The 21,394-nt window shown below is 63.2% G+C and carries 18 protein-coding genes; 16 read left to right on the top strand and 2 right to left on the bottom strand.

The window, feature by feature from the left end; translation table 11 throughout:
- Positions 1-6 precede the first annotated feature (6 nt).
- The 16 genes from VGD45_RS32435 to VGD45_RS32360 all read left to right on the top strand — a co-directional run bounded on the left by VGD45_RS32435 (position 7) and on the right by VGD45_RS32360 (position 18,731).
- Positions 7-1,623, top strand: a complete 1,617-nt coding sequence (locus VGD45_RS32435) for an XrtA system polysaccharide chain length determinant (RefSeq protein ID WP_331159567.1) — start codon at positions 7-9, stop codon at positions 1,621-1,623.
- 11 nt (positions 1,624-1,634) lie between these two features.
- Positions 1,635-2,630: an AAA family ATPase gene (locus VGD45_RS32430; RefSeq protein WP_331159566.1), complete on the top strand. Its 996-nt coding sequence runs from the start codon at positions 1,635-1,637 to the stop codon at positions 2,628-2,630.
- A 25-nt stretch (positions 2,631-2,655) separates the two neighbouring features.
- A complete protein-coding gene (locus VGD45_RS32425) occupies positions 2,656-3,969 on the top strand; it encodes a hypothetical protein (RefSeq protein WP_331159565.1) in 1,314 nt (437 codons plus the stop codon).
- A gap of 7 nt (positions 3,970-3,976) precedes the next feature.
- Positions 3,977-4,864 carry an XrtA system polysaccharide deacetylase gene (locus VGD45_RS32420; RefSeq protein WP_331159564.1) on the top strand — a complete coding sequence of 296 codons (888 nt, stop codon included), beginning with the start codon at positions 3,977-3,979 and terminating at the stop codon, positions 4,862-4,864.
- 80 nt (positions 4,865-4,944) lie between these two features.
- Entirely contained in the window at positions 4,945-6,183 is a 1,239-nt protein-coding gene (locus VGD45_RS32415) for a GNAT family N-acetyltransferase (RefSeq protein WP_331159563.1), read from the top strand.
- Positions 6,180-7,253, top strand: coding sequence for a glycosyltransferase family A protein (locus tag VGD45_RS32410; RefSeq protein WP_331159562.1), 1,074 nt, complete (start codon positions 6,180-6,182; stop codon positions 7,251-7,253). The genes VGD45_RS32415 and VGD45_RS32410 overlap by 4 nt, the downstream gene beginning before the upstream one ends.
- Before the next feature lie 5 nt (positions 7,254-7,258).
- Complete coding sequence (locus VGD45_RS32405; RefSeq protein WP_331159561.1) at positions 7,259-8,398, top strand: GNAT family N-acetyltransferase; 1,140 nt, start codon at positions 7,259-7,261, stop codon at positions 8,396-8,398.
- Between the two features lie 82 nt (positions 8,399-8,480).
- Positions 8,481-10,409 carry an asparagine synthase (glutamine-hydrolyzing) gene (gene asnB / locus VGD45_RS32400; protein WP_331159560.1) on the top strand — a complete coding sequence of 643 codons (1,929 nt, stop codon included), beginning with the start codon at positions 8,481-8,483 and terminating at the stop codon, positions 10,407-10,409.
- Positions 10,410-10,471: 62 nt separating this feature from the next.
- Positions 10,472-10,729, top strand: a complete 258-nt coding sequence (locus tag VGD45_RS32395) for an acyl carrier protein (protein ID WP_331159559.1) — start codon at positions 10,472-10,474, stop codon at positions 10,727-10,729.
- Positions 10,730-10,754: 25 nt separating this feature from the next.
- Positions 10,755-12,269, top strand: a complete 1,515-nt coding sequence (locus tag VGD45_RS32390) for a class I adenylate-forming enzyme family protein (RefSeq protein ID WP_331159558.1) — start codon at positions 10,755-10,757, stop codon at positions 12,267-12,269.
- 35 nt (positions 12,270-12,304) lie between these two features.
- Positions 12,305-13,297, top strand: a complete 993-nt coding sequence (gene nadE / locus VGD45_RS32385; RefSeq protein ID WP_331159557.1) for an NAD(+) synthase — start codon at positions 12,305-12,307, stop codon at positions 13,295-13,297.
- 26 nt (positions 13,298-13,323) lie between these two features.
- A complete protein-coding gene (locus VGD45_RS32380; protein WP_331159556.1) occupies positions 13,324-14,448 on the top strand; it encodes a glycosyltransferase in 1,125 nt (374 codons plus the stop codon).
- Entirely contained in the window at positions 14,445-15,284 is an 840-nt protein-coding gene (locus tag VGD45_RS32375) for an alpha/beta fold hydrolase (protein WP_331159555.1), read from the top strand. The genes VGD45_RS32380 and VGD45_RS32375 overlap by 4 nt, the downstream gene beginning before the upstream one ends.
- Positions 15,281-16,231, top strand: a complete 951-nt coding sequence (locus tag VGD45_RS32370; RefSeq protein WP_331159554.1) for an alpha/beta hydrolase — start codon at positions 15,281-15,283, stop codon at positions 16,229-16,231. Before VGD45_RS32375 ends, VGD45_RS32370 begins: the two co-directional genes overlap by 4 nt.
- On the top strand, positions 16,228-17,376 hold the full coding sequence (locus tag VGD45_RS32365) for a glycosyltransferase family 4 protein (protein WP_331159553.1): 1,149 nt from the start codon (positions 16,228-16,230) through the stop codon (positions 17,374-17,376). The genes VGD45_RS32370 and VGD45_RS32365 overlap by 4 nt, the downstream gene beginning before the upstream one ends.
- On the top strand, positions 17,373-18,731 hold the full coding sequence (locus VGD45_RS32360; protein ID WP_331159552.1) for an O-antigen ligase family protein: 1,359 nt from the start codon (positions 17,373-17,375) through the stop codon (positions 18,729-18,731). The genes VGD45_RS32365 and VGD45_RS32360 overlap by 4 nt, the downstream gene beginning before the upstream one ends.
- Here the strand turns inward: VGD45_RS32360 and VGD45_RS32355 are convergent.
- Both VGD45_RS32355 and VGD45_RS32350 read right to left on the bottom strand, forming a co-directional pair.
- Positions 18,715-20,316, bottom strand: coding sequence for an acyl-CoA ligase (AMP-forming), exosortase A system-associated (locus tag VGD45_RS32355; RefSeq protein ID WP_331159551.1), 1,602 nt, complete (start codon positions 20,314-20,316; stop codon positions 18,715-18,717). The two genes, VGD45_RS32360 and VGD45_RS32355, sit on opposite strands and share 17 nt — an antisense overlap.
- Positions 20,317-20,407: 91 nt before the next feature.
- Positions 20,408-21,229 (bottom strand): class I SAM-dependent methyltransferase, encoded by an 822-nt coding sequence (locus VGD45_RS32350; protein ID WP_331159550.1) that lies wholly within the window; start codon positions 21,227-21,229, stop codon positions 20,408-20,410.
- Between the last annotated feature and the right edge of the window lie 165 nt (positions 21,230-21,394).

The following is a 21,394-nucleotide window of genomic DNA, read 5'->3' as shown; positions in this document are numbered from 1 at the left end:
GCAGTCATGCAGGCACTGATCGAAAAGATTCTGAACGAGGGACGGGGCGCGTGGCGCTTCCGTCGCTATGCATTGCTGACCGCCTGGGGCGTGTGCCTGATCGGGTGGTTCGTGGTGTACACCATTCCGGACACCTATCAGTCGAGCGCCCGCGTGAACGTCGATACGCGCACCGCGCTCAGCATCGTCGTCGACGGTCTGGTGGTCCGCCCGGACGTCGAGGCGCAATTGAACCTGGTGCGGCAGACGTTGCTCGGTCGCGCCAACCTCGAGAAGGTCGCGCAGCAGGTCGGTCTCGATGTGACGGCGCGCACTGCTGCGGAACGCCAGGCTCTGCTGAACAGCATCATCTCGCGCATCGAGATCGCACTCGAGCCGCCCATGGTTCGCGATCCGCGCATTCCGAATACGTTGTTCCGCATCAGTTTCTCGGACAGCAACCGCGACACCGCGTTGAAAGTGGTGGACGTGCTGTTGAATTCGTTCGTCGAGGACACCATCGGTTCGGATCGCACGGGCACGGCGTCGGCCGAGCGCTTCCTGCGAGACCAGCTCGCGGACTACGGCCGCCGGCTGGCCGAATCCGAAAATCGGTTGGCCGAATTCAAGAAAAAGAACGTCGGTCTGGTGCCGGGCGACGAGGGCGGCTATTTCAACCGCCTGACGACCGAAATGCAGGAAGTGAAGCGCTTGCAGGCGGCATTGGTCGTGGCCAACAGCCGCCGCGCCGAGTTGCAACGTCAGCTGCGCGGAGAATCGCCGTTCGTGCCGCCAGCCGAGGGCATGGGCGCCGCGCCTCGAAGCAACGGATCGAACAACAATGGTCCTCGGGACACGGCGACGCGAATCCAGGAGACGCAGTCGCGGCTCGACGATCTGTTACTTCGCTATACCGAGAAGCATCCTGAAGTCATCGCGACTCGCGAGACCCTGGATGAGTTGAAGGCGCGTCAACAGCAGGAGCTCGCGGCCCTGCGTCGAGGCGACCCTGGTGCGGCGGCGCTGGCCAATGCGTCCACCAATCCGATTTATCAAAACATCCAGACCCAGTTGAATCAGGTCGACGTGGAGATCGCGGCGCTGCGCAGTCAGCTCGGCGACCGTCAGCGCAACGAGTCGGAGCTGCGACGGCTGGTGGACACGGCGCCCGAGGTCGAAGCCGAATATGCGCGTCTGACGCGTGACTACGACGTCACCAAGGCTCAGTACAACACGCTGCTCGAGCGCCTGGAGAAGGCTCGCCTGTCGGGCGATGCCGAGCAGACGGGCGTGGTGAAGTTCAACATCGTCGATCCGCCGAGCGCCGGCTTCCAGCCGATCTTCCCGAATCGTCCGTTGTTCTTGTTCGCGGTCCTGGTGGTCGGTGTCGGCCTCGGCTGCGGTGTGGCTTATCTCATGCACATGTTGCGACCGGTGTTCGCTACCGGCCGAACGCTCGGCGAAGTGACGGGTTTGCCGGTGCTTGGCACCGTGACTCGCAGCTGGGTCGAGAAATATCGCGCTCAATTGCGTCAAGGGCTGGTGCGCTATGCGGCCGCCTCGGCGCTGCTGTTCGTCGTGTTCGTCGTGGTCGTGGTCGCGCAGCAGCCTGCTTCGCGACTGTTGCGCCAAGTGCTGAGCTGATCGAGGTTACGATGAGTCTCGTCGAACGAGCACTGAAGAAGATCCAGGAATCGCGGGCGCAGACGCCGGGCTCGGCGTCGCAGGCGAGCTCTAACACCATCACGCTGGACATCACACCGCGCCCGGCAGCCGTTCCGCCGCCGGTTGTTACGCAGGCGGTGAATGTGACGCGCGTGGCTCCGCGTCCGGCCGAGCCGCCGCGTCCTTCGCAGGTCGTGCGCATCGATCGCGAAGAGCTGCGTCGCGCCGAGCTGCTGCCGCCGCTGAGCCAGGAGCGTCAGCTCGCCGGCGAATATCGTCAGATCAAGCGCCCGCTGATCACCAATGCGTTGGGCCGCGGCGTGCCGAAACTTCCCAACGGCCATCGCATCATGATCGCAAGCGCCATGCCCGGCGATGGCAAGACGTTCACGAGCATCAACCTGGCCATGTCGTTCGCCTTGGAAAAGGACGTGTCCGTGGTGCTGGTCGACGCCGACGTCGCGAAGGCGCACCTCAGCCGGACCTTCCGCGTCCACAATAACCCGGGTTTGATGGATCTGCTGCGCGATGAAAGCCTCGACGTCGAGTCGACGATTCTGCCGACCGACGTGCCGGGCCTGAGCCTGCTGCCGGCGGGCAAGGCGAGCGACACCGCCGCCGAGCTGCTCGCCAGCTCACGCATGGAAACGATCGCAAGTCAGATCACGGCGCGCGATCCCAATCGCATCGTGCTGTTCGATTCATCGCCGCTGTTGGTCACCAGCGAAGCCATTTCCCTGGCCGGCATGGTCGGGCAGATCGTCCTGGTGGTGCGCGCCGGCGTGACTCCGCAAAGCGCGGTGCTCGACGCCATTGACCTCTTGGGCGAAGGCAAGTCCATCGGATTGGTGTTGAATCAGACGGATGAACCCGTCCGTCCAGGCTACTACTATCGGTACAGCTACGCAGAGCAGGGCCGTGCCGAAGGCGAGGGCGATCTTACCGACGACATCCCGCCCGCTGGCCAGCGCGGCCAAACGGGCTGAACGCAGCAACGAGCAAGAGGCATTCATGGGGAAGCTGGGTGCAACGCGGGCCGCAGGCCTTGCCGCCGGCGTCATGGCAGTGCTCTTGAGCAGCGCGGCGCGCGCGGAGTTGCAGGCGGTCGCCGAGGTCGGTGTCGGCTACTCTGACAACATTCGGCGCAACAACGCCAACAAGGTCGAAGAAACCATCGGCACTGCCGGGTTGCAGCTGGATTGGGACCAACGCACCCGTCGCATCGACGGCGAAGCCACCGTCGACCTGAGCTATTTCGAATATCTGGATAACACCTTCGAAAGCGAGGTGGTCGGCACGGCGAATGGCTCGCTCGCCGTCGACCTGCTCGCGGATCGTTTGCAGTGGGTGTTTGAGGACAGTTTCGGCCAGGCGCAGGACGATCCGTTCGCGCCCACGACGCCCGAAACCCGCGAAGATCTGAATTTCTTTTCCACCGGCCCGAATCTGATGGTGCGTTTGGGCGCGACCGGCTTTGCCCAGTTGTTCGGACGCTGGTCGCAGACCACGTACGAGACCAGCCCGCTCGACGCCGAGCGGACCACGGCCGGCCTGACGCTGGGTCGCCGGGCATCCGAGCGCACCGAGCTCACCTTGAACGGCGTCGCCGAGGAAATCGACTTCGACTCGGACGTGAACACCGATTACGAACGCAAGAGCGCCTTCGTCGGCTACCAACTCGACGCCGCCCGGACCTTGATCACGGCCAACGTCGGTTACACCTGGCTGGAGCTGGATGGCAGCGACGATACGTCGGGCAGCGCGCTGGTGAATGTTTCCGTGGCCCGCGATCTGTCCGCATCCTCGACGTTGCAGCTGACGCTGAGCTCGCAACTCGGCGATGCCGGCGACGCGCTGCGCGGCGGGCTCGCTGGCGGCATAGTGGGTGCAGGCAGTCAGATCACCGCCACTTCCGATCCGTTCGAGAATCGCGTGGCGTCGTTGGAATATCGATTCTTCCGTAATCGTACCGGCTTCACGCTCGGCGCCTCGTTGACCGACGACGACTACGAAACGCAATCGCAGCTCGACCGCAAGGGCAAGGTGTACAGCGCTTCGTTCACGCGGCGGATGGCTCGGACGCTCGATTTCGAGCTCACGGCCGCGCTCTATGACGAGGAGTTCCAGAGCACCGGACTGCAATCCGACGAGCTGCGCTACGGCGCTGCGCTCAGCTGGCGCGCATTCCGGACGCTCGGCTGGCGGCTGCTCGCGGAGCGTTACGATCGCGACACGAACGACGCCTCGGGCGAGTATCAGGAGAATCGGGTGTTTCTGACCCTGGCGTATTACTGGGGAGCCGGAGACGCCCCGGCGCAGCGCTGACTTTCGTATGCGGCAGCCTCACTACAACGCGATGACCGTGGACGTGGAAGATTACTTCCATGTGTCGGCGCTGGCCGAAGTCATTCGTCGCGACGATTGGGATCGCATGGAATATCGCGCCGAACAGAGCACCAATCGGCTGCTCGATCTGTTCGGCAAGCAGGGCATACGCGCCACGTTTTTCGTGCTCGGCTGGGTGGCCAAGCGTTCGCCGGAGCTGATCAAACGCATTCACGCGGCCGGTCATGAAGTCGCCTGTCACGGTTTGACCCATGAGCTGGTGTATCGCCAGACCCCCGAAGTCTTTCGCCAGGAAACGAACGAATCCAAAGCGCTGCTGGAGGATCTGATCGGCGCGCCGGTGCTCGGCTATCGAGCGGCGAGCTACTCGATCACGGCGCAGTCGCTGTGGGCCATCGACATCCTGTGCGAGTTGGGCTTCCGCTACGACTCGAGCATCTTTCCCATCGCGCACGATCGCTATGGCATTCCGGGCGCGTCGACGCGTCCAGGTTTGATGCACGGCAAGAGTGGCGCCTCGATCGTGGAATTTCCGCTGTCCACCGCGCAGTTGCTCGGGCGGCGCGTTCCCGTGGCCGGCGGTGGATATTTCCGCCTGCTGCCGTACTGGTTCACGCGCTGGGGCCTGCGCTCCATCAACGAGAATCAAGACCAGCCGTTCATTTTCTATTTGCACCCATGGGAAATCGACGCCGACCAGCCGCGCTTCAACGCCAGCTGGCTGTCGCGATTCCGACATTACACCAACCTGCATGTGTGCGAAGCGCGGCTCACGCGCTTGATCGGCGAATTTAAATTCACCACCGTCAGAGACGTGCTGCGTTCACATCTGGAAGCCGCGCCCGTCGGCACGATAGCTGCAGTGTCCGTGTGACGTAGTCAGCAGTTGATTTCTGTTCCTTGTTGTAACTTATACTCGACAGCAAGGACTCGGCGGTTGGTTTCATCGGCACCATGCGTGCGCACGCGTTTCCCTACCCGGCATCCCGCGCCCCGTTGGATATATCGGCGGCCACGGGATCCCTCGTAACGCGTGACTCCGATACCATAATCTCGGCCGGCCAGATCTCCATCGAGCTCATTCGAAATCGCGCCGACGTTCCGTTGCAGGCCGCTGCGTGGAACGCGCTGGTCGCTCGCAACGAAACCAATTCCATTTTTCAGACCTACGAATGGTTCGATGCCTGGTGGCAAACCTTCGGAGCCGCGCATCAGCTGTTTTTTCTGCTGCTACGAGCTCACGACCAGGTCATCGGCTTTGTCCCGCTGATGCTGCGCCGACGGCTGCTGGTCGGGGCGCGCCTGGAATTTGTGGGTACGGGCAACGCCGACTATCAGGATGTCGTGGTGCTGCCCGAGCACAAGGCCGCCGCCATGGTGGCGATCTGCGATTTCCTGCACGCGCACGCTGCTCATTGGCGCTCTGCGTGGTTGTGCAATATCCCCAGTCAATCCAGCACACTGATCCACTTGCGCCGCATCGGCGCCGCGCACCAGTTGTATCTGGTGAACGAGGCCGTGCTGCGCTGTCCGTCCTTGCAGCTGCAATCCGAGCAGCACGAGGCCGAGCGCCTGCTGAAAAAATACAGCATGAAGCGGCCGCTGAACTGGTTTGCCTCGCGCGGCGAAGTGCAGTTTCGGCACTTGTCGTCGCCCGCGGAGATTCAAAGCCAGCTGCCCGTGTTCTTCGATCAGCACGCCCGGCGTTATCACGCGGCAGGGCGGGCGAGCCTGTTCGAATCCGCACATCAGCGCGCGTTCTATGTGGCGCTCGCGGCTGCGTTGAACTCCGCCGGCTGGCTGCTGTTCTCGGTGGTGGAGTTCAACGGTCAGCCCATTGCGTTTCATTTCGGCTTCGATTATTTCGGCAGCATCACCTGGTACAAACCCTCGTTCGAGGTACGCTACGCGGAGCATTCGCCCGGCCTGCTGCTGACTCGTAAGCTGATCGAGGACGGCATGGCGCGCTCGCGACGCGAGGTGGATTTCACCATCGGGGATGAGCCGTTCAAGGATCGTTTCGCCAACATGTCCCGCTTCAACGAGACACTAAGGATGTACCACAGCCTGCCGAATGCGTGGCGCGCTCGCGCCTGGCGCTGGATCCGGCGAGGCATGGGCCGTGCACGTCGAGGCGTGCGCGGGCTGCGTTCGATGGCCATGACGATGACCAAGACGAACGCGGCGCGATGAACAACCATCCTCTGGTCAGCGTCATCATTCCGACCTACAACCGCGCGGCGCTGCTGCGCGAGACGGTCGAGAGCGTATTGAAACAGACCTATCGCGAGATCGAGATCGTCGTGGTCGACGATGGTTCGACGGACGACACGGCCGCGGTCATGCAGTCTTATGGCAGTCGGATCCGCTACTCGCGCCGGCCGAATGCGGGCGTCAACGCCGCTCGCAATGTCGGCATCAAACAAGCGAAGGGGCAATATCTCGCGCTGCTCGACAGCGACGATCTGTGGGAGCCGTACAAGATCGAGCTGCAAGTGGCGTTGCTGAAGAAGTTCAGCGACGTGGGCTTCACGTTCTCGAACTTTTACATTTTCAAAGGCCCCACGCCCGAGATCGGCGAGCGGCGCATCGACGGACTCGGCACCTGGTTCGAGCACGAGTCCGAGCGGCCCGATCCGTTTCAATGGCGGCAGCAGTTTTCTTCGCTCGGAATCGCGCTCTCCTCGCAGCCTTCCAGGGATTTCAGCGTCAGCGGCGGCGATATCTACGGCGCATCGCTGTTCAATCCCTATGTCTTGCCAAGCACCGCGCTGATCCGCTCCTCGGCGCTAGCGGCGGGACTGCGATTGCACGAGTTCGATTCGACCTGCGGCGACTGGGAGTTCTTCTCGCGCTTGTCGAAGGAGCGCGGCTGCGTGTACGCCGACCTGGAAACGACCTTCAATCGTAGTCACGAAGACGCCGTGCGACTGACGCGCGTCGACTCCAGCGTTCAACTCGGCCGGCGGATCGCGATGATCGATCGGCTGTGGCGGGCCGATCGTCCGTTCTATTCCAAGCAGGGCGACGAGGTCGACGAGGTCCAGTATCGGTTGCTGCTGCAGGCGGCCAAACAGCATTTGCTTTCCGGCAGGGGCGAGCAGGCGCGCGCCAGTTTGAAACGGGCCAGGACGCTTCGCGTCGAGTCCTCGATCAAGGAATCTCTGCTACGCACCGTGGCCGGTATTCCCGGCAGCGGCTTGCTCCTGATGGCTCTGCGAGCGAGCGTGCATGGCATGCGACGACTCGCCGTTCGTGAGTGATCTCGATGGTCTCGACGCGCGACACCGTCGAGACCCTGCGGCGAGTTGAGTCGCTCGACTCGTGGCTCTCGTGTTGGGGGAGACTGCCGCAGCCAGCACAGGAGCTGTGCCTGTCGCCGCAGTGGCTCGCGACCGCGGCGGAAACTCTCTACGAGCCGGGCGCGCTCCGCTGGATCCAGTTGTTTCGCGACGGCGAAGTCGTCGCCTCGGCCCCGCTGGCCCTCGCCTCGAGCTCAGTGCTAGAGCGCAGCGAAATCGCCGGTGCGGCGGTGCTGTTCGAGCCCTGCGGTTTTGGATATCGCGATTCTGCCTCTTTGACGGAGCTGTGCCGCGCCGTCATCGATGCCGGCCGCCCGGTCCACCTCCAACGCATCCCAGTCCACGATCCTTTGCTGGCGACATTCAAAACGGCAGCGCGCGGGCGAGGGCGGCTACTGCAGTTCGGTGCATCCGGCGCACCGTTCGTGCGCATTGCCGGGTCGTGGGATCAGTACATCGAGACCCTTTCGTCGCGTCGACGGCAGGACTACCGCCGCGCCCGACGAGGCCTCGAGAAATCGGGGAAGGTGACTGTCGAGATCCAAACGCCGACCGTGGCCACCGTGGACGCGAGTTTCACGGAAGCCATGCAGGTCGAAGCATCGAGCTGGAAGGGGCGCAATGGCAGCGCCATGCTGACCAATGCACGTCTGGGCGGCTTCTATCGCCTGCTGGCGCAGCGGCTCGCGAAGGAAGGCGAGCTGCGCCTCTGCTTCCTGCGGCTGGACGGCGTGCCCGTCGCCATGCAGATTGCCGCCGTGTACGCCCAGCGCTGGTGGGTGCTGAAGATCGGCTACGACGAGCGCTGGGCCGAGCATTCGCCCGGGATCCAGCTGATGTGGGAGGCGCTGCGCGAGGCCTTCGGCCTGGGCCTTAAGACCTTCGAGATGTTGGGCAGCGCGGAGCCCTGGCTGACAATATGGGCGCGTGACCAACGGGACTATGGCACGTTGGCTTTCTACCCGTACAACATACGGGGCATGATTGCGCTCAGCGCTGACATAATGGGCGCCGTGGTCCGGCGTCTGGGTAAACATCCAGCCGCGCGGGCGAGCGGAAGGCAGCGACTGTCGCTGGGGTTGACACCTGACGGTCCTCGCCCGTGACCCCGGTCACGCGCGCAAATGGCAAAATCCCGGACAATCGCCGCGGCGTCGGCGCCAGCGGTTTTCACCTCGATTTCACAGCATGTGTGGCATAGCAGGCACCCTATATTTCGATGCGCAGCGGCTGCCTGAGCAATCCCGGCTCGAGCGCATGGTGCAGGCGATCGCCCATCGCGGCCCCGATGGCGACGGCTATCACATCGAACCCGGCGTCGGCCTCGGCCACGCGCGCCTGAGCATCATCGACATCGGCGGCGGCGCGCAGCCCATCCACAACGGCCGGCGCACGGTGTGGATCACCTACAACGGTGAGATCTTCAATTACATCGAGCTGCGCCAGTTCCTCGAAGGGCGCGGTCACCGCTTCTACACCCACACCGATACCGAAGTGATCGTGCATCTCTACGAGGAGCTGGGCGATCGTTTCGTGGATGAGTTGAACGGCCAGTTCTCGTTCGCGATCTGGGATCAGCTCAAGCGCCGCATGCTGCTGGTCCGCGACCGCGCCGGCATCTTGCCCTTGTATTACGCGAAGACGGCCGACGAGCTGGTGTTCGCCTCGGAAGTCAAGTCCATTCTCGCCAGCGGCGCAGTGCCGGCAGCGCTCGATCCGCACGGCATCGATGAGCTGATGACGTTCTGGGCGCCCCAGGCGCCGCGAACCATGTTCCAGGGCATCAACCAACTCGGCCCCGGCGAGATGTTGATCGTCGAGAACGGCAGGATCGCCCACAAGAAGTATTGGGAGTGGAGCTTCCCCGAACCGGGCGAGCATCGCCGCGGCTCCCAGGCCGATCTCGAACACGAGCTGCGCGAGATTCTGTCCGACGCCACCCGATTGCGCTTGCGAGCGGACGTACCGGTCGGCGCGTACTTGTCGGGCGGTCTCGATTCTTCGACGCTGGTCGCGCTGTTACAGGAACGCGTACCGCAGACGCTGCGCACGTTCTCGATCGGCTTCGACGACGCCGGGCTCGACGAGTCGGTGCACCAACGTACAGTCGTCGACTATCTGCGAACCTCGCACAATCACGTGCAGTGTTCGACGGCCGACATCGCCCGGGCGTTTCCCCGGACCATTTATCACAGCGAGATGCCAGTGCTGCGCACGGCGCCGGCGCCGATGCAGATGCTCTCGGGCCTGGTGCGTCGCTCGGATGTGAAAGTCGTACTGACCGGCGAGGGCGCCGACGAGGTGCTCGGCGGCTACGATATTTTCAAGGAAGCCAAGGTGCGGCACTTCTGGGCGCAGCAGCCCGAATCGAGCTGGCGTCCGGGACTGCTGAAGCGGCTGTATCCGTATCTGAATCTCACATCGGCGCAGAGCGCGGCGTATCTGAAGGAATTCTTCGGCGTCGGCTTGCAGAACCCGAACGATCCCTGCTTTTCGCATCTGCCGCGCTGGGCGACCACGGCTCAATGCAAATTGTTCTGGTCCGACGATCTGCGCGGCCGGGTGGAAGGCTCGGCGGTGGAACGATTGCGCGATTCGCTGCCCGCGCAGGTGCGCTCGTGGCATCGTTTCAATCGTGGCGAATACCTCGAAGCCAAGACCTTGCTGCCGAGCTATCTGTTATCCGCGCAGGGCGACCGCATGCTGATGGCGAGCTCGGTGGAAGGGCGTTTCCCGTTCCTCGACCATCGCCTGATCGAGTTCGCCAACCGCTTGCACCCCCGCTATAAGATGCGCGTGCTGAAGGAGAAGCACCTGCTGAAACAGGCGATGCGCGAGCGCTTGCCTGCGGCGATTCTGCAGCGACACAAGCAGCCGTACCGGGCGCCGGACGCCGCGGCCTTCGTCGGCTCACAGCCGCCCGAATATGTGACAGAATTGATGAGCCCACAGGGTATCGCGCGCTACGGCTACTTCGACGCCGATAAGGTCGCGCGCCTGGTCGCCAAGCTGCAGCGGGCCAAGGTGCCGGCCGCTCGCGACAACATGGCCTTCGTCGGCATCCTGTCCACCCAGTTGTGGCACGCGCAGTTCGTCGCGGGCCGGAAGTTCGAGTAACAAATTCGTGCGCGGGCATCGCCGCTCGCGTGTCAGCCATTAGTGATAACCGAGGAATCGACATGACCGACGCGCTGCGTGAACAAGTCCGCGCCTTCATCCTGGAAAACTACCTGTTCACCGATGACAAGTCGGCGCTGGGCCTGGACGACTCGCTGCTCGAGCGCGGCATCGTCGATTCCACCGGCATGCTGGAAATCATTTTTTTCATCGAAGAGCAGCTCGGCGTGAAGGTCAAGGACGAGGAAATGATTCCGGACAATCTGGACGGCGTGAACAAAATCGCCGCCTTCGTGCAGTCCAAGCGTCAGGCGGCATAACCGATCGTCTGCGCCACCACGTCTCATGACTACCTCGCTGGTTCACGACTTCGACGCATGCGCCCGGCAAACGCCGGACGCGCCAGCGTTGTCGTGGCATGGCGGTGTGTGGACGTATGCCGAGCTGCGTCGTGCCGTCGGCTGTGCGCAGGGAATGCTCGTTCGCAGCGGCATCACGCCAGGCTCGCGAGTCGCCCTGTTCGTGCGCAATTCTCCTCAGTATGTCGCCAGCTACTTCGGCGTCATGGCCGCAGGTTGCGTGGCTGTGCCGCTGAACGTGCAGGAGCGTGCCACCGTCTTGTCACGACAGATCGAGCACGCCGATTGCCGCGTCGTGATCGCGGATCCTCAACATCCGGAGTGGGGCGCGTTGTCGGCGGCGATTTCGAACATCGTGTCGCTGATCGTGACCGTGGATTTGCAGCCGGGCAGTGCGGGGTGCGATCAGTTTTGTTCGGCCATGGGCGAGGCGCAGCCCGAGCTGCGAGATCTGGCGACTGCCGCGCCCGCCATGATGATTTACACCTCGGGCACCACGGCGCGCCCCAAGGGTGTGGTGTTGAGCAACGGCAATCTGGTCGCGAATGCCCGCACCATCGCCGCCTATCTGAAGATCGATCGCTCCGACAAGGTTCTGTGCGGGCTGCCATTTCATTTCTCCTATGGCAGCTCGGTGTTGAACAGCAATCTGATCGCGGGCGCGCAACTGTTGCTGGAAGATAATTTTGCATTTCCTCAGCAGACGCTGCGACGGATGCAGGATGAACGCGTCACGGGTTTTCCGGGCGTGCCCTCGACGTTTGCGTTGCTGCTCGGCCGCTGTCAGCTGAGCGACTTCGATCTTTCTCATCTGCGTTACATCACGCAGGCTGGCGGCTCCATGCCCCGCGCTCAGATCGAAAAGCTGCGGCAGCAGTTGCCGCACACACAAGTGTTCATCATGTATGGCCAGACCGAGGCGACGGCGCGTCTGAGCTATCTCGATCCGACCGAGCTCGAACGCAAGCTAGGCTCGGTGGGCAAGCCGCTTGCGGGCGTTGAAATCCAAGTACGCGCCGAAGGCCGCGTGCTGCCGGCGGGCGAGGTGGGCGAGATCTGCGCACGTGGCCCGAATGTCATGCTCGGCTATTGGCGTCAGCCCGAATTGAGCGCGCAGGTGTTGCAGGAGGGATGGCTGCACACGGGCGATCTCGGTCACTTCGATGACGAAGGTTTTCTATACATCGACGGCCGCGCCGTCGACATGATCAAAGTCGGCGCGTTCCGCGTGAGTCCTCAGGAAGTCGAGGAAGTGCTCGCCACGTTCCCCGGCGTGCAGGAAGTCGCCGTCGCGGGCATTCCGGATCCCGTGCTGGGCCAGGCGATCAAGGCTGTCATCGTGCTGCGTGAAGGCGTGCCCGCCGATCTGATGGGCGTGAAGGCGCACTGCCGTCAGCATCTTGCGAACTACAAAGTGCCGAAGACCGTCGAGTTCGCCGCGGCGCTGCCGCGCACCGCTTCCGGCAAGGTTCAACGTTTCAAGCTCGCCCAGCTCAACTAATCAGTCGCTCAACTAATAAGTCTTTAGAGGTATTCATGGCCGCACGCAAGCCGCTCGATGCATCGGTGCTGGAGATGGACAACGATCGTGTCATCGAGACGATCGCCACGCGCTTGCGCTCGATTCTTGCCAAGGATGTGGGCCGCCGCGGCTTCGTGTGCGCCATGTCCGGCGGTATCGACAGCTCGGTGAGCTCGGCGTTGTGTGTCAAGGCGCTCGGCAAGGACAAGGTGTACGGCCTGATGCTGCCCGAGCGCGATTCGTCCGGCTTCAGCACGGCTCGCGGCCGCCAGCTCGCCGAGCATCTCGGCATCCGCTACGAAGTGTTCGATATCGCGCCGGCGCTGGAAGGCATCGGTTGTTACAAGTGGCGCGACGACGCCATCCGCAAAGTGTTCCCGGAGTACGGCGAGGGCTGGAAGAACAAGATCGTCATCAGCGGCGGCCTGGAAGGGCAGATCAATCATTTCCAGCTGGTCGTGCAATCCCCCAAGGGGGAGACCAAGCAGGCGCGCCTGCCGCTGCCGGAATATCTGCAGATTGTCGCGGCGACCAATCACAAGCAGCGCATCCGTAAAACGGTGGAATATTTCCACGCCGATCGGCTGAACTACGCGGTCATCGGCACGCCGAACCGGCTCGAATACGACCAGGGCTTTTTCGTGAAGAACGGCGACGGCAGCGCCGACGTGAAGCCGATCGCGCACCTGTACAAGACTCAGGTGTATGCGCTCGCCCGGCACATGAAGCTGCCGGATGAGATCTGCAACGCCATCCCGACCACCGACACCTACAGCCTCGCGCAGGGTCAGGACGAGTTCTACTTCGCACTGCCTTATCAGCAGATGGATATCGCGCTGTACGCGCTCAACCACGGCTACACCGCCGAGGAGCTGGCGGCAGCGATCAAGATCACGCCGGCGCAGGCGGCCAACGTGTATCGCGACATCGAAGCCAAGCGACGCGCGACCCGTTACATGCACCTGAAGCCGCAGCTGGTCGAGCCGGTCGACGAAATCAAGGTCTAAGCGAGGCTCGCTTCGGAGCGATGCAAGTGGAGACGTTTTTCTGGGTGTGCCTGGGGGCGATCGCGTATCCGTACGCGATCTATCCCGCGCTGCTGGTTGCGATCAACCGGCTCGCGGGCCGCAAGACTCATGCGGCGGCCGATCGTTACGAGCCCACCATCACGGTGATCCTGCCCGTGCACAACGAGGCACGGCGGATCGAGGCGAGGCTGCGCAATCTCGCGGAGCTGGACTATCCCAAAGACAAGATCCAGATCCTGGTCATCGGGGATGCCTGCACGGATGACACTCTGGAGCGCGCAGCGCGCTTCGATTCCGTCACCACGTTCAATCTGCCGACACGCTCGGGCAAGGCCGCGGGACTCAACGCGGGACTCGATCGCGCGACCGGTGAGATCATCGTGTTCACCGACGCCGCCATCATTCTGGAGCGACAGTCGCTGCGTGCGCTGCTCGCGCATTTCACGGATCCTGCGATCGGTTGTGTTTCCGGCGAGGACTACATCGAGGGCACGCAGACCGAAGGTCTGTATGGACGCCTCGAACTGCTGCTGCGCCGGGAAGAAGCCAAGCTGCACTCGATCGCCGGCGCAAGCGGCTGCTTCTATGCTCAGCGCCGCGAGTTGTGCAAGCCATTCGTCGCCGGCATGGCGCCGGACTTTTTGTCTGTGCTCGTGACCGTGAAAGCGGGCAAGCGCGCGCTGGCGGAGCCGTTGGCGCGCGGCTCGATGACTGCGACCTCCAGTCAAAGCGCCGAGTTCACCCGCAAGGTGCGCACGTTTCAGCGCGGACTCACGGCGCTGTTCGGTAACGCCAGCCTGCTCAATCCTTTCGGCTATCCCGCGTTCAGCTTCATTCTCTGGTCGCACAAGTTGATGCGATGGCTCGCGCCATTGCCGATGATCGGATGTTTGGTGGCAGCATGGACGCTGCGTTCGGACCCGTTGTATCTCGTGATGTTCATTGGTCAGGCGGCGATGTACGTCGCCGCGATTGCCGGTTTGAAGTGGCCCTCGTTCGCAGCGAAAGTGTCGCTGGTGCGTCTCGGCGCGTTCTTCGTCCTGGTGAATGCAGCGGCGCTCAAGGCGCTCGCGTTGTGGCTGTCCGGGTCCCGGGTCGAGATTTGGGAGCCGACGAGGAGACCGGGGTGAACGCGGTGCGGAGTTTGGTGGAAGAGCCGGTCTTTCTAGGCTCGGGCGATGAGCGGCTGTTCGCGTTCCTGCATCCGGCGGCACAGTCGGCGCGCGCAACGATAGTGATGTGCCATGCCTTCGCCGAGGAGAAGCTGTGGTCGCATCGCGTCTACGTGACCTTTGCGCGTGAGGCAGCACAGGCAGGTTACAACGTCCTTCGCTTCGATATGCGTGGGGAAGGCGACAGTGCGCTCGATTTCGAGCAGTCATCGATCGAGACGCGCATCGAAGACACCTTGCGTGCGATCACTGCCGCACACGAGCGTTGGTGGGATCGTGACGTCGTGCTCCTCGGACATCGCCTGGGCGGCTCGATCGCAGCCGTCGCGCAGACGCGAGCGGCGAGCAGCGTGCGAGGCGTTGCTATCTGGGATCCCATCCTGGATGGCGAGGATTACTTCGGTCAGCTCCTGCGCTCGAACATGACCACTCAGATGGCGACGCAGGGTAAGGTCACACGCATGCGCGATGCGCTGGTCAAGGCGATCCTCGATGGCGAGACTGTCGTCGTCGACGGCTATGGCCTGACGGCCGATATGTATCGAGGCATCGCGGCGCTGCGTTGGGCGCAGCAGCCGGAGCTGTTACAGGGCCCGGCGCTGCTCATCGAAGTGCCCAAAGGCGAGCAGACCGCGCCGTCGCAGCCGCTGATGGAACTGGCATCGACTCGCCCGCAGTTGCAGCTCGCCCTGGAGAGCGAGCCGCCGTTCTGGCGCGAGACCAAGCAATTTCACAAGCGGGCCGGCGGGTTCACCGCCGACACGCTCGAATGGCTCAATGGGCTGATGACATGAGCGAGCAGATCGTTTCGATACGAAACAGCGCGGGGCATGCGCTGCACTGCATGTTCGAGTTGCCGCCGCCGGAAGCGCCCAAGACGGATCTCGCCTGTGTGCTGTTGTCCCCCGGCGTGAAGATGCGCGTCGCTCCGCACCGCCTGTACCGCAAGCTCGCGGGTGAGTTTCTCCAGCGCGGCATCGCGGTCATGCGTGTCGATTTCTATGGCCTCGGCGATTCCGAAGGTGACCTGCAAGAGCAACAGTTGGATCAGTTGTATCGGCAGGTGCAACTCGGCCGTCACATCGACGATGCGCGCAGTGCCTTGCGGTGGCTCCAGAGTGAGCACGGCAAGAAACGTTTCGTCATTGGCGGCCTGTGCGGTGGCGCGTTGACGGGGCTGCTCGCTTCCGAGGTCGATGAGTCGGTGGCGGCGTTGTACGCCATTGGCATTCCCGTCGTGCTGGATGCCTCCGGTCAGCACGAATCGCAGAACATGACGCAGGGCCAGCTGCGGGACATGCGTGGAACGTATCTTTCCAAGCTGTTGAATCCTGCCGCGTGGCTCCGGCTGTTGAGCTTCAAGAGCGACTTCCGCTCCATCCTGCGTTCGCTGTTTCCGAACCTGCCCGGCGCGGGTTCCAAGGGCAAGGCGATCGCCGACACGCGCGTGCCCCCGCCGGAGACCGCGACCGCCGCCAATCTCAATCCGAAATATCCGCCTGCGATGTTTGGACTGCTGCAGCGGAACCGTCCGGCGTTGCTGATCTTCAGCGGCGCGGACCGCCTGCAATTCGAATATCAGGAGAAGTTCGTCGCGCCGTGGCGCGCCGCGCTGGAAAAATTCGCATCGCTGCTGACCGTCGAGGTCATTCCGCAGGCGAACCACGTGCTGGGCGATCCGTCCTGGATGGCGCAGGCGAAGGCGCTCACCGGCCGCTGGCTCGACGAGCGATTCAAATGAACGCCGCCGCCAACATGATGCCGGCGAGACGACCGCTGCGCGTCCTGCATCTTCGCGATTCGCCGTGGGTCGACGGTCCGGGTCGCACGATTCTCGAGACCGGCAGTCACATCGATTCCCAGCGCGTCGAATATCACATCGGCGCGTTTGTCTCGGGCGGAAAACATCCGCTGGTGGAAGGCGCGCAGGCGCGCGGCCTCAATGTTCACGTGATTCAGGACCAGCGAGGCATTGCCTCCGCGCTGGTCGATCGTATCGTCGAGCTCATCGATCGGCTCCAGATCGATATCCTCCACACGAGCGAGTTTCGTTCCAATGTGCTCGCGCTGCTGGTGCGTCGGCGCCGCCCGATCAAGCTCGCCTGCACGGCGCACGGCTGGATCGCCAACGACCTGCGCGGAAAGATATTTCGTGCGGTCGACAAACTGGTGCTGCCGCGATTCGACGTGGTCTTTCTGGTCTCGAAAGCCACCCGCAATCTGGTGCCCCGATGGTGGCTGCCTGACCGACGGGTGCAGGTGCTGCCCAACGCGCTGGTGCTCGGCGTCTACGGGCGGGAGATCGTCGACACGCAACGCGCCCGGCGCGATACCAGCGCCGGCGCGACTTTGTTGAACGTCGGGCGCCTGTCGCCAGAGAAGGGCCAGGATCTTCTGCTTCGCGCCGTGGCGGCGCTCGCGCCACGCTATCCGCAGCTCAAGCTCAAGTTCGCAGGCATCGGCCCGCTCGAGACAGAACTGCGGGCTCTGGCTGCATCGCTCGGCATCGCCGATCGCGTCGAGTTTCTGGGCTACATCGACAACATGCCCAAACTCTATGCCGACATCGATCTGGTGGTGCAGAGCTCGTTCACGGAAGGCATGCCGAACGTGATCCTGGAAGCGGCCTATTTGCGCGTGCCCATCGTCGCAACAGCGGTGGGCGGCACGGCCGAAGTGGTCGAGCATGGCAAGGGAGCGTGGCTGATTCCGCCGCACTCGCTCGAGGCGCTCACCGCCGGAATCGAGCGCTACTTGCGGGATTCGGACGGGTTCGCCAGGATGGGCGACGCCGCGCATGCGCGCGTGTGTGCGGAGTTCTCCTTCGATGTGCGGACCCGCAGGCTCATGGACGTCTACGAAAGACTTTGCAGCGTGAGCACATGAACCGGCGCCGGCAAGCGCAAGCCACGCCCGAAGACAGCGAGCGCAGTACTCGCATCTACTACTATTGGCTGCTGCTGTCGCTGTTCCTGGAATACGCGCGCCCGGCAAGTTATTTCTCGTTTCTGCAAGTGCCGTTCCTGTACAGCGCGATCCCATTGTCGCTGTTCCTCGCCACTTGTTTCGTGCCAGGCATGCGGCCGATGCGCGAGATCCTCGCGGATCCCTTCACCAAGTGGATCCCGATTTTCATCACGCTGATCGCGTTCTCGTTTTTCCACGCCGACGTGAGCTTGTATGTGTTCAACATTTTCAAGCTGGTGGTGGGCTACGCGATCATATTCATCATGATCGCGCGCATCGTCACCACCGAGGCGCGGTTTCGTGGCGTGATCGCGTCGTTGTTGCTGGCGCACCTGTTCCTGCTCGCGATGAATCCGAACGTCGTGATGAATCCCGACGAGCGCAATTACATCATCGGCGCGACCTTCCTCGGCGACGGTAACGACTTCTCGATGTCGCTGTGTATTCTGATTCCGTTCGCCATTTCCATGGCCATCGGGGCAACCACGCGCTGGGGACGATGGTTTGCGTGGTTGGGCGTCGGTGTAGGGTTGCTGGCGATCATCGCCTCGCAGTCCCGAGGTGCGGCGCTGGGATTGGGTTCGGTGCTGATCTATCTGTGGCTGATCAGCCCGCGCAAGATGGCGGTGTTGGGCGGCGTGGCGGTGGTCGCCATCGTCGTGATGATCTATGCGCCGCCGGTCTATTTTCAGCGCCTCGGCACCATCACCAATTACCAGACCGAAGGCTCCGCGATGGGCCGCATCACCGCCTGGAAAGCCGGCATGCGCATGGCCCTCGACAATCCGCTCACCGGAGTCGGCGCGGGGCACTATGCCGTGTCATTCGGCACCAAGTATCGGCCGCCCGAAGCTCAAGGCATGCCCTGGCTCACGGCGCACTCGAGCTACTTCCTGGTGCTCGGCGAGCTGGGCTTGCCGGGCATCATCACGTTCCTGGTGCTGACCTGGGGCAACATCCGCGCGAACGGCAAGATGCGACGCTTCGTGCGCAAGCGAGCCGGACCCGATATGGACCCGGCGAAGCTCGCGTTCGCCAATCGAGCACTGGTGCTCAGCAGTGGCGCGGCGCTGGGCTTCGCGACCGCCGGCGCTTTCCTATCCGCGGCGTATTACCCGCACGTGTTCGTGCTCACCGGCTTGCTGCTTTCGATGCGCAATATGGTGGCCAAGTCGATGAATGTGAGCCTCGAAGAGGCGCTGGGACGCAATGTGCCGGCGCGCAAGCCGCGTCGAGGCATGGCTGGAGCCGCGCCGCTCAAGCCTGGCGGCTGACGTAATCGGTCCGGGAGGACTCGATCCATTTCGCCAGGGCGGGGCGGTCCGGCTTGCCGTTGGCGTTGCGGGGCAACTCTTCCAGCACGTGGATGTCGGCCGGGGCCATGTAGGGCGGCAGATGCAGACGGCAATGGCGGCGGATTCGCTCGATCAAAGCTTCGGCGCCACTCACGCTGCCGGCGACGGCGACCACGATCTTCTGACCCAGCAGCTCGTCCGCGACGCCGAGCGCCACGTTCTCGATCACTCCGTCGACTTCGCTCACGATGTCTTCGATCTCCGTGGAGCTCACCCGATAACCCGACGTCTTGATGAGCTGATCGGCGCGGGCCACGAAATACAGATAGCCGTCGGCATCGGTGCGGGCCAGATCGCCCGACCACACCGCCATCTCGCCGGCAGTGGCCGTCGACACCCACGCGGGCACCGGACGAAAGCGTTTGGCGGTGGCCTCGGCGTTGTTCCAGTAGCCCCGAGCAACCAATGAGCCGCGATGGACCAGCTCGCCGGTCTCGCCCGGCTCGCAGCGGCTGCCGTCCGGACGCACCAGCAGGATTTCCTGGTTGGGAATGGCCTTGCCGATGGAGCCGCGGCGGCGATCGATTTCCTCGGGATCGAGATAAGTCGAGCGGAAGGCTTCGGTCAGTCCATACATGCAATACAGACGGGCCGAGGGCAGGCGGGTGCGTAGCGAGCGAATGAGCGTCTGAGTCAGCGCGCCGCCCGAGTTCGTGATGTACCTGAGACTATCGCGAGCCACGGCAGGCCATTCGGCCGCCGCCAGATACGCCCACATGGTGGGGACGCCCGCCAGGCCCGTGATCTTTTCGGCTGCGGCTTCCTGCACGATGGCGGCAGGCATCGAGTAATTCGTGAGCGTCGCGCAGGCGCCGACGTGAAATGCCGTCGTGATCTGGCTCAGCCCGTAGTCGAAACTCAGGGGCAAGGCCGCGAGCAGGCGATCCTCGGCTGTGTTCTCCAAGTACTCTGATACGCAGACCGCGCCCGAGACCAGATTGTGATGTGAAATCATCACGCCTTTGGCGGGCCCGGTGCTGCCGGAGGTGTACAGAATGGCGGCGAGGTCGCGATCGATCGCAATCGCCTTCGAAGGCAACGGCTGGTACGAACGCAGCTCCTCGATCCGCAGATGCCGAATCTGAGAGCGAATATTCCTCGGGGCTTGTTTGGCCTCGACCAGCACGACATTCAGCAGCGCGGGGCTGTCCTCGATGCTCGGCAAGGCGTAAGGCAGCAGGGAATCGGAGACCACGAGCGTCGTGGCGCCGCTGTCGCGCAGGATGTGCGTGAGCTGGCGGCTGCGTAGCATCGGGCTCACGGGAATGAAGATCGCGCCGATGCGGCTGCAGGCCAGCGCGATTTCCACCACTTCAGGGCGATTGGGAAGAAAGATCACCACGCGATCGCCGCGGATGACGTCCAGAGCCTGCAGGCCTGCGGCCGTGCGCATGCTCAGGTCCTGCAGCGCCACGTACGAAACCGCTTCACCTCGATAACGCACCGCTTCCTTGCGGGGCGATTGGCGGGCAGAGCGGTCCAAGAGGTGATGCAGTAACGTCATCCCGGGCGCAGCTTAAGCGGTCGCGCTGTTCAATCCGGGAACGATACAGGGAGTTGAGGCGCAATACAGCGAATACGTCGCAAACTCACCGTCAGGAGGTCGGGCGACGGAACACCAGAAGATTCCCATAAGCGGGACCCGCCCAGGGCATCGCCCGGAACCAGGTGTTGTTGAAGCCGTGCACCAGCTGACGGGCGAATTTCCAGGGCAGCAGCATGAAAATTTCGGAGAACTGGCCGGACTGACGCCGCTCCAGTTTCAGGCCATGCCGCTCGAACTCGCGGATCAGCCAGGGGATGTCGGCCTGCCGGGTCATGAAGCGGCCCGAGGATGTTTCTTCCCAATGTTCGAGGCCGGCTGGAGTATCGATGAGCTCGCCGCGCTCGCGACCGAGCAGCCGCTTCAGCGTCCGCAGACCGACCGCCTGCAGCGAGCGCCGATTGCCTTCGCTCACGATGAGCGTGCCGCCCGGCGCCAGGATGCGAGCCAGCTCCGCCACGGCTTTGTCGATCGCGGGCACATGCATCAGCACGCCCCAGCAGATGGCGCGCTTGACGCTTTGAGCGGGGAGGTCGATGTTGGTCAGATCGGTGCGTCGCAGTTCGATCTGTGAGGCGACGCCGGCCTGTGCGGCCGCCTTGCGCGCTTCCTCGAGAATGGACTCGGAGATGTCGAGTCCGAGGACCTTATAGCCGCGCCTGGCCAGATGCATGGACTTCGTGCCCGAGCCGCAACCGGCGTCGATCACGGGATCGGCTGTCGCCGGTCCGAACTGGCGGGCGATGAAATCGAAGGCGAGGTCGTAAAAGGGCTCGTTTTCCTTACCACGGAAATGGTCGACCCATTTGCTGTGCACTTCCATTTGCTGGAGCACTTGCTTGGGCTCTTCACGGGTCCGTACATCGACTGTCATAACGCACATCCACTCGGTGACCAAGGGATCGGATCGGAACAAGTCGAGCATCAGCCTCCCCGAGGTTTTCGCTTATCGGCGAGAGGATGTCCAGCGTACGAGGGGAAGTGCGGATACGGCACGAAGACCATGGCCGGTGAGCCATGCGCACCGCATAATAGCGGG

This window comes from Steroidobacter sp. (genome assembly GCF_036402275.1).
Classification (GTDB): Bacteria; Pseudomonadota; Gammaproteobacteria; order Steroidobacterales; family Steroidobacteraceae; genus Steroidobacter.
This window is presented reverse-complemented; position numbering and strand designations above follow the sequence as displayed.

Coding starts and splice junctions, on each gene's coding strand:
- VGD45_RS32415 (WP_331159563.1), top strand. CDS start 4,945: ATGCGTGCGCACGCGTTTCCCTACCCGGCATCCCGCGCCCCGTTGGAT.
- VGD45_RS32435 (WP_331159567.1), top strand. CDS start 7: ATGCAGGCACTGATCGAAAAGATTCTGAACGAGGGACGGGGCGCGTGG.
- VGD45_RS32360 (WP_331159552.1), top strand. CDS start 17,373: ATGAACCGGCGCCGGCAAGCGCAAGCCACGCCCGAAGACAGCGAGCGC.
- asnB (WP_331159560.1), top strand. CDS start 8,481: ATGTGTGGCATAGCAGGCACCCTATATTTCGATGCGCAGCGGCTGCCT.
- VGD45_RS32350 (WP_331159550.1), bottom strand. CDS start 21,229: ATGACAGTCGATGTACGGACCCGTGAAGAGCCCAAGCAAGTGCTCCAG.
- VGD45_RS32365 (WP_331159553.1), top strand. CDS start 16,228: ATGAACGCCGCCGCCAACATGATGCCGGCGAGACGACCGCTGCGCGTC.
- VGD45_RS32430 (WP_331159566.1), top strand. CDS start 1,635: ATGAGTCTCGTCGAACGAGCACTGAAGAAGATCCAGGAATCGCGGGCG.
- VGD45_RS32390 (WP_331159558.1), top strand. CDS start 10,755: ATGACTACCTCGCTGGTTCACGACTTCGACGCATGCGCCCGGCAAACG.
- VGD45_RS32425 (WP_331159565.1), top strand. CDS start 2,656: ATGGGGAAGCTGGGTGCAACGCGGGCCGCAGGCCTTGCCGCCGGCGTC.
- VGD45_RS32355 (WP_331159551.1), bottom strand. CDS start 20,316: ATGACGTTACTGCATCACCTCTTGGACCGCTCTGCCCGCCAATCGCCC.
- VGD45_RS32395 (WP_331159559.1), top strand. CDS start 10,472: ATGACCGACGCGCTGCGTGAACAAGTCCGCGCCTTCATCCTGGAAAAC.
- VGD45_RS32410 (WP_331159562.1), top strand. CDS start 6,180: ATGAACAACCATCCTCTGGTCAGCGTCATCATTCCGACCTACAACCGC.
- nadE (WP_331159557.1), top strand. CDS start 12,305: ATGGCCGCACGCAAGCCGCTCGATGCATCGGTGCTGGAGATGGACAAC.
- VGD45_RS32370 (WP_331159554.1), top strand. CDS start 15,281: ATGAGCGAGCAGATCGTTTCGATACGAAACAGCGCGGGGCATGCGCTG.
- VGD45_RS32420 (WP_331159564.1), top strand. CDS start 3,977: ATGCGGCAGCCTCACTACAACGCGATGACCGTGGACGTGGAAGATTAC.
- VGD45_RS32405 (WP_331159561.1), top strand. CDS start 7,259: ATGGTCTCGACGCGCGACACCGTCGAGACCCTGCGGCGAGTTGAGTCG.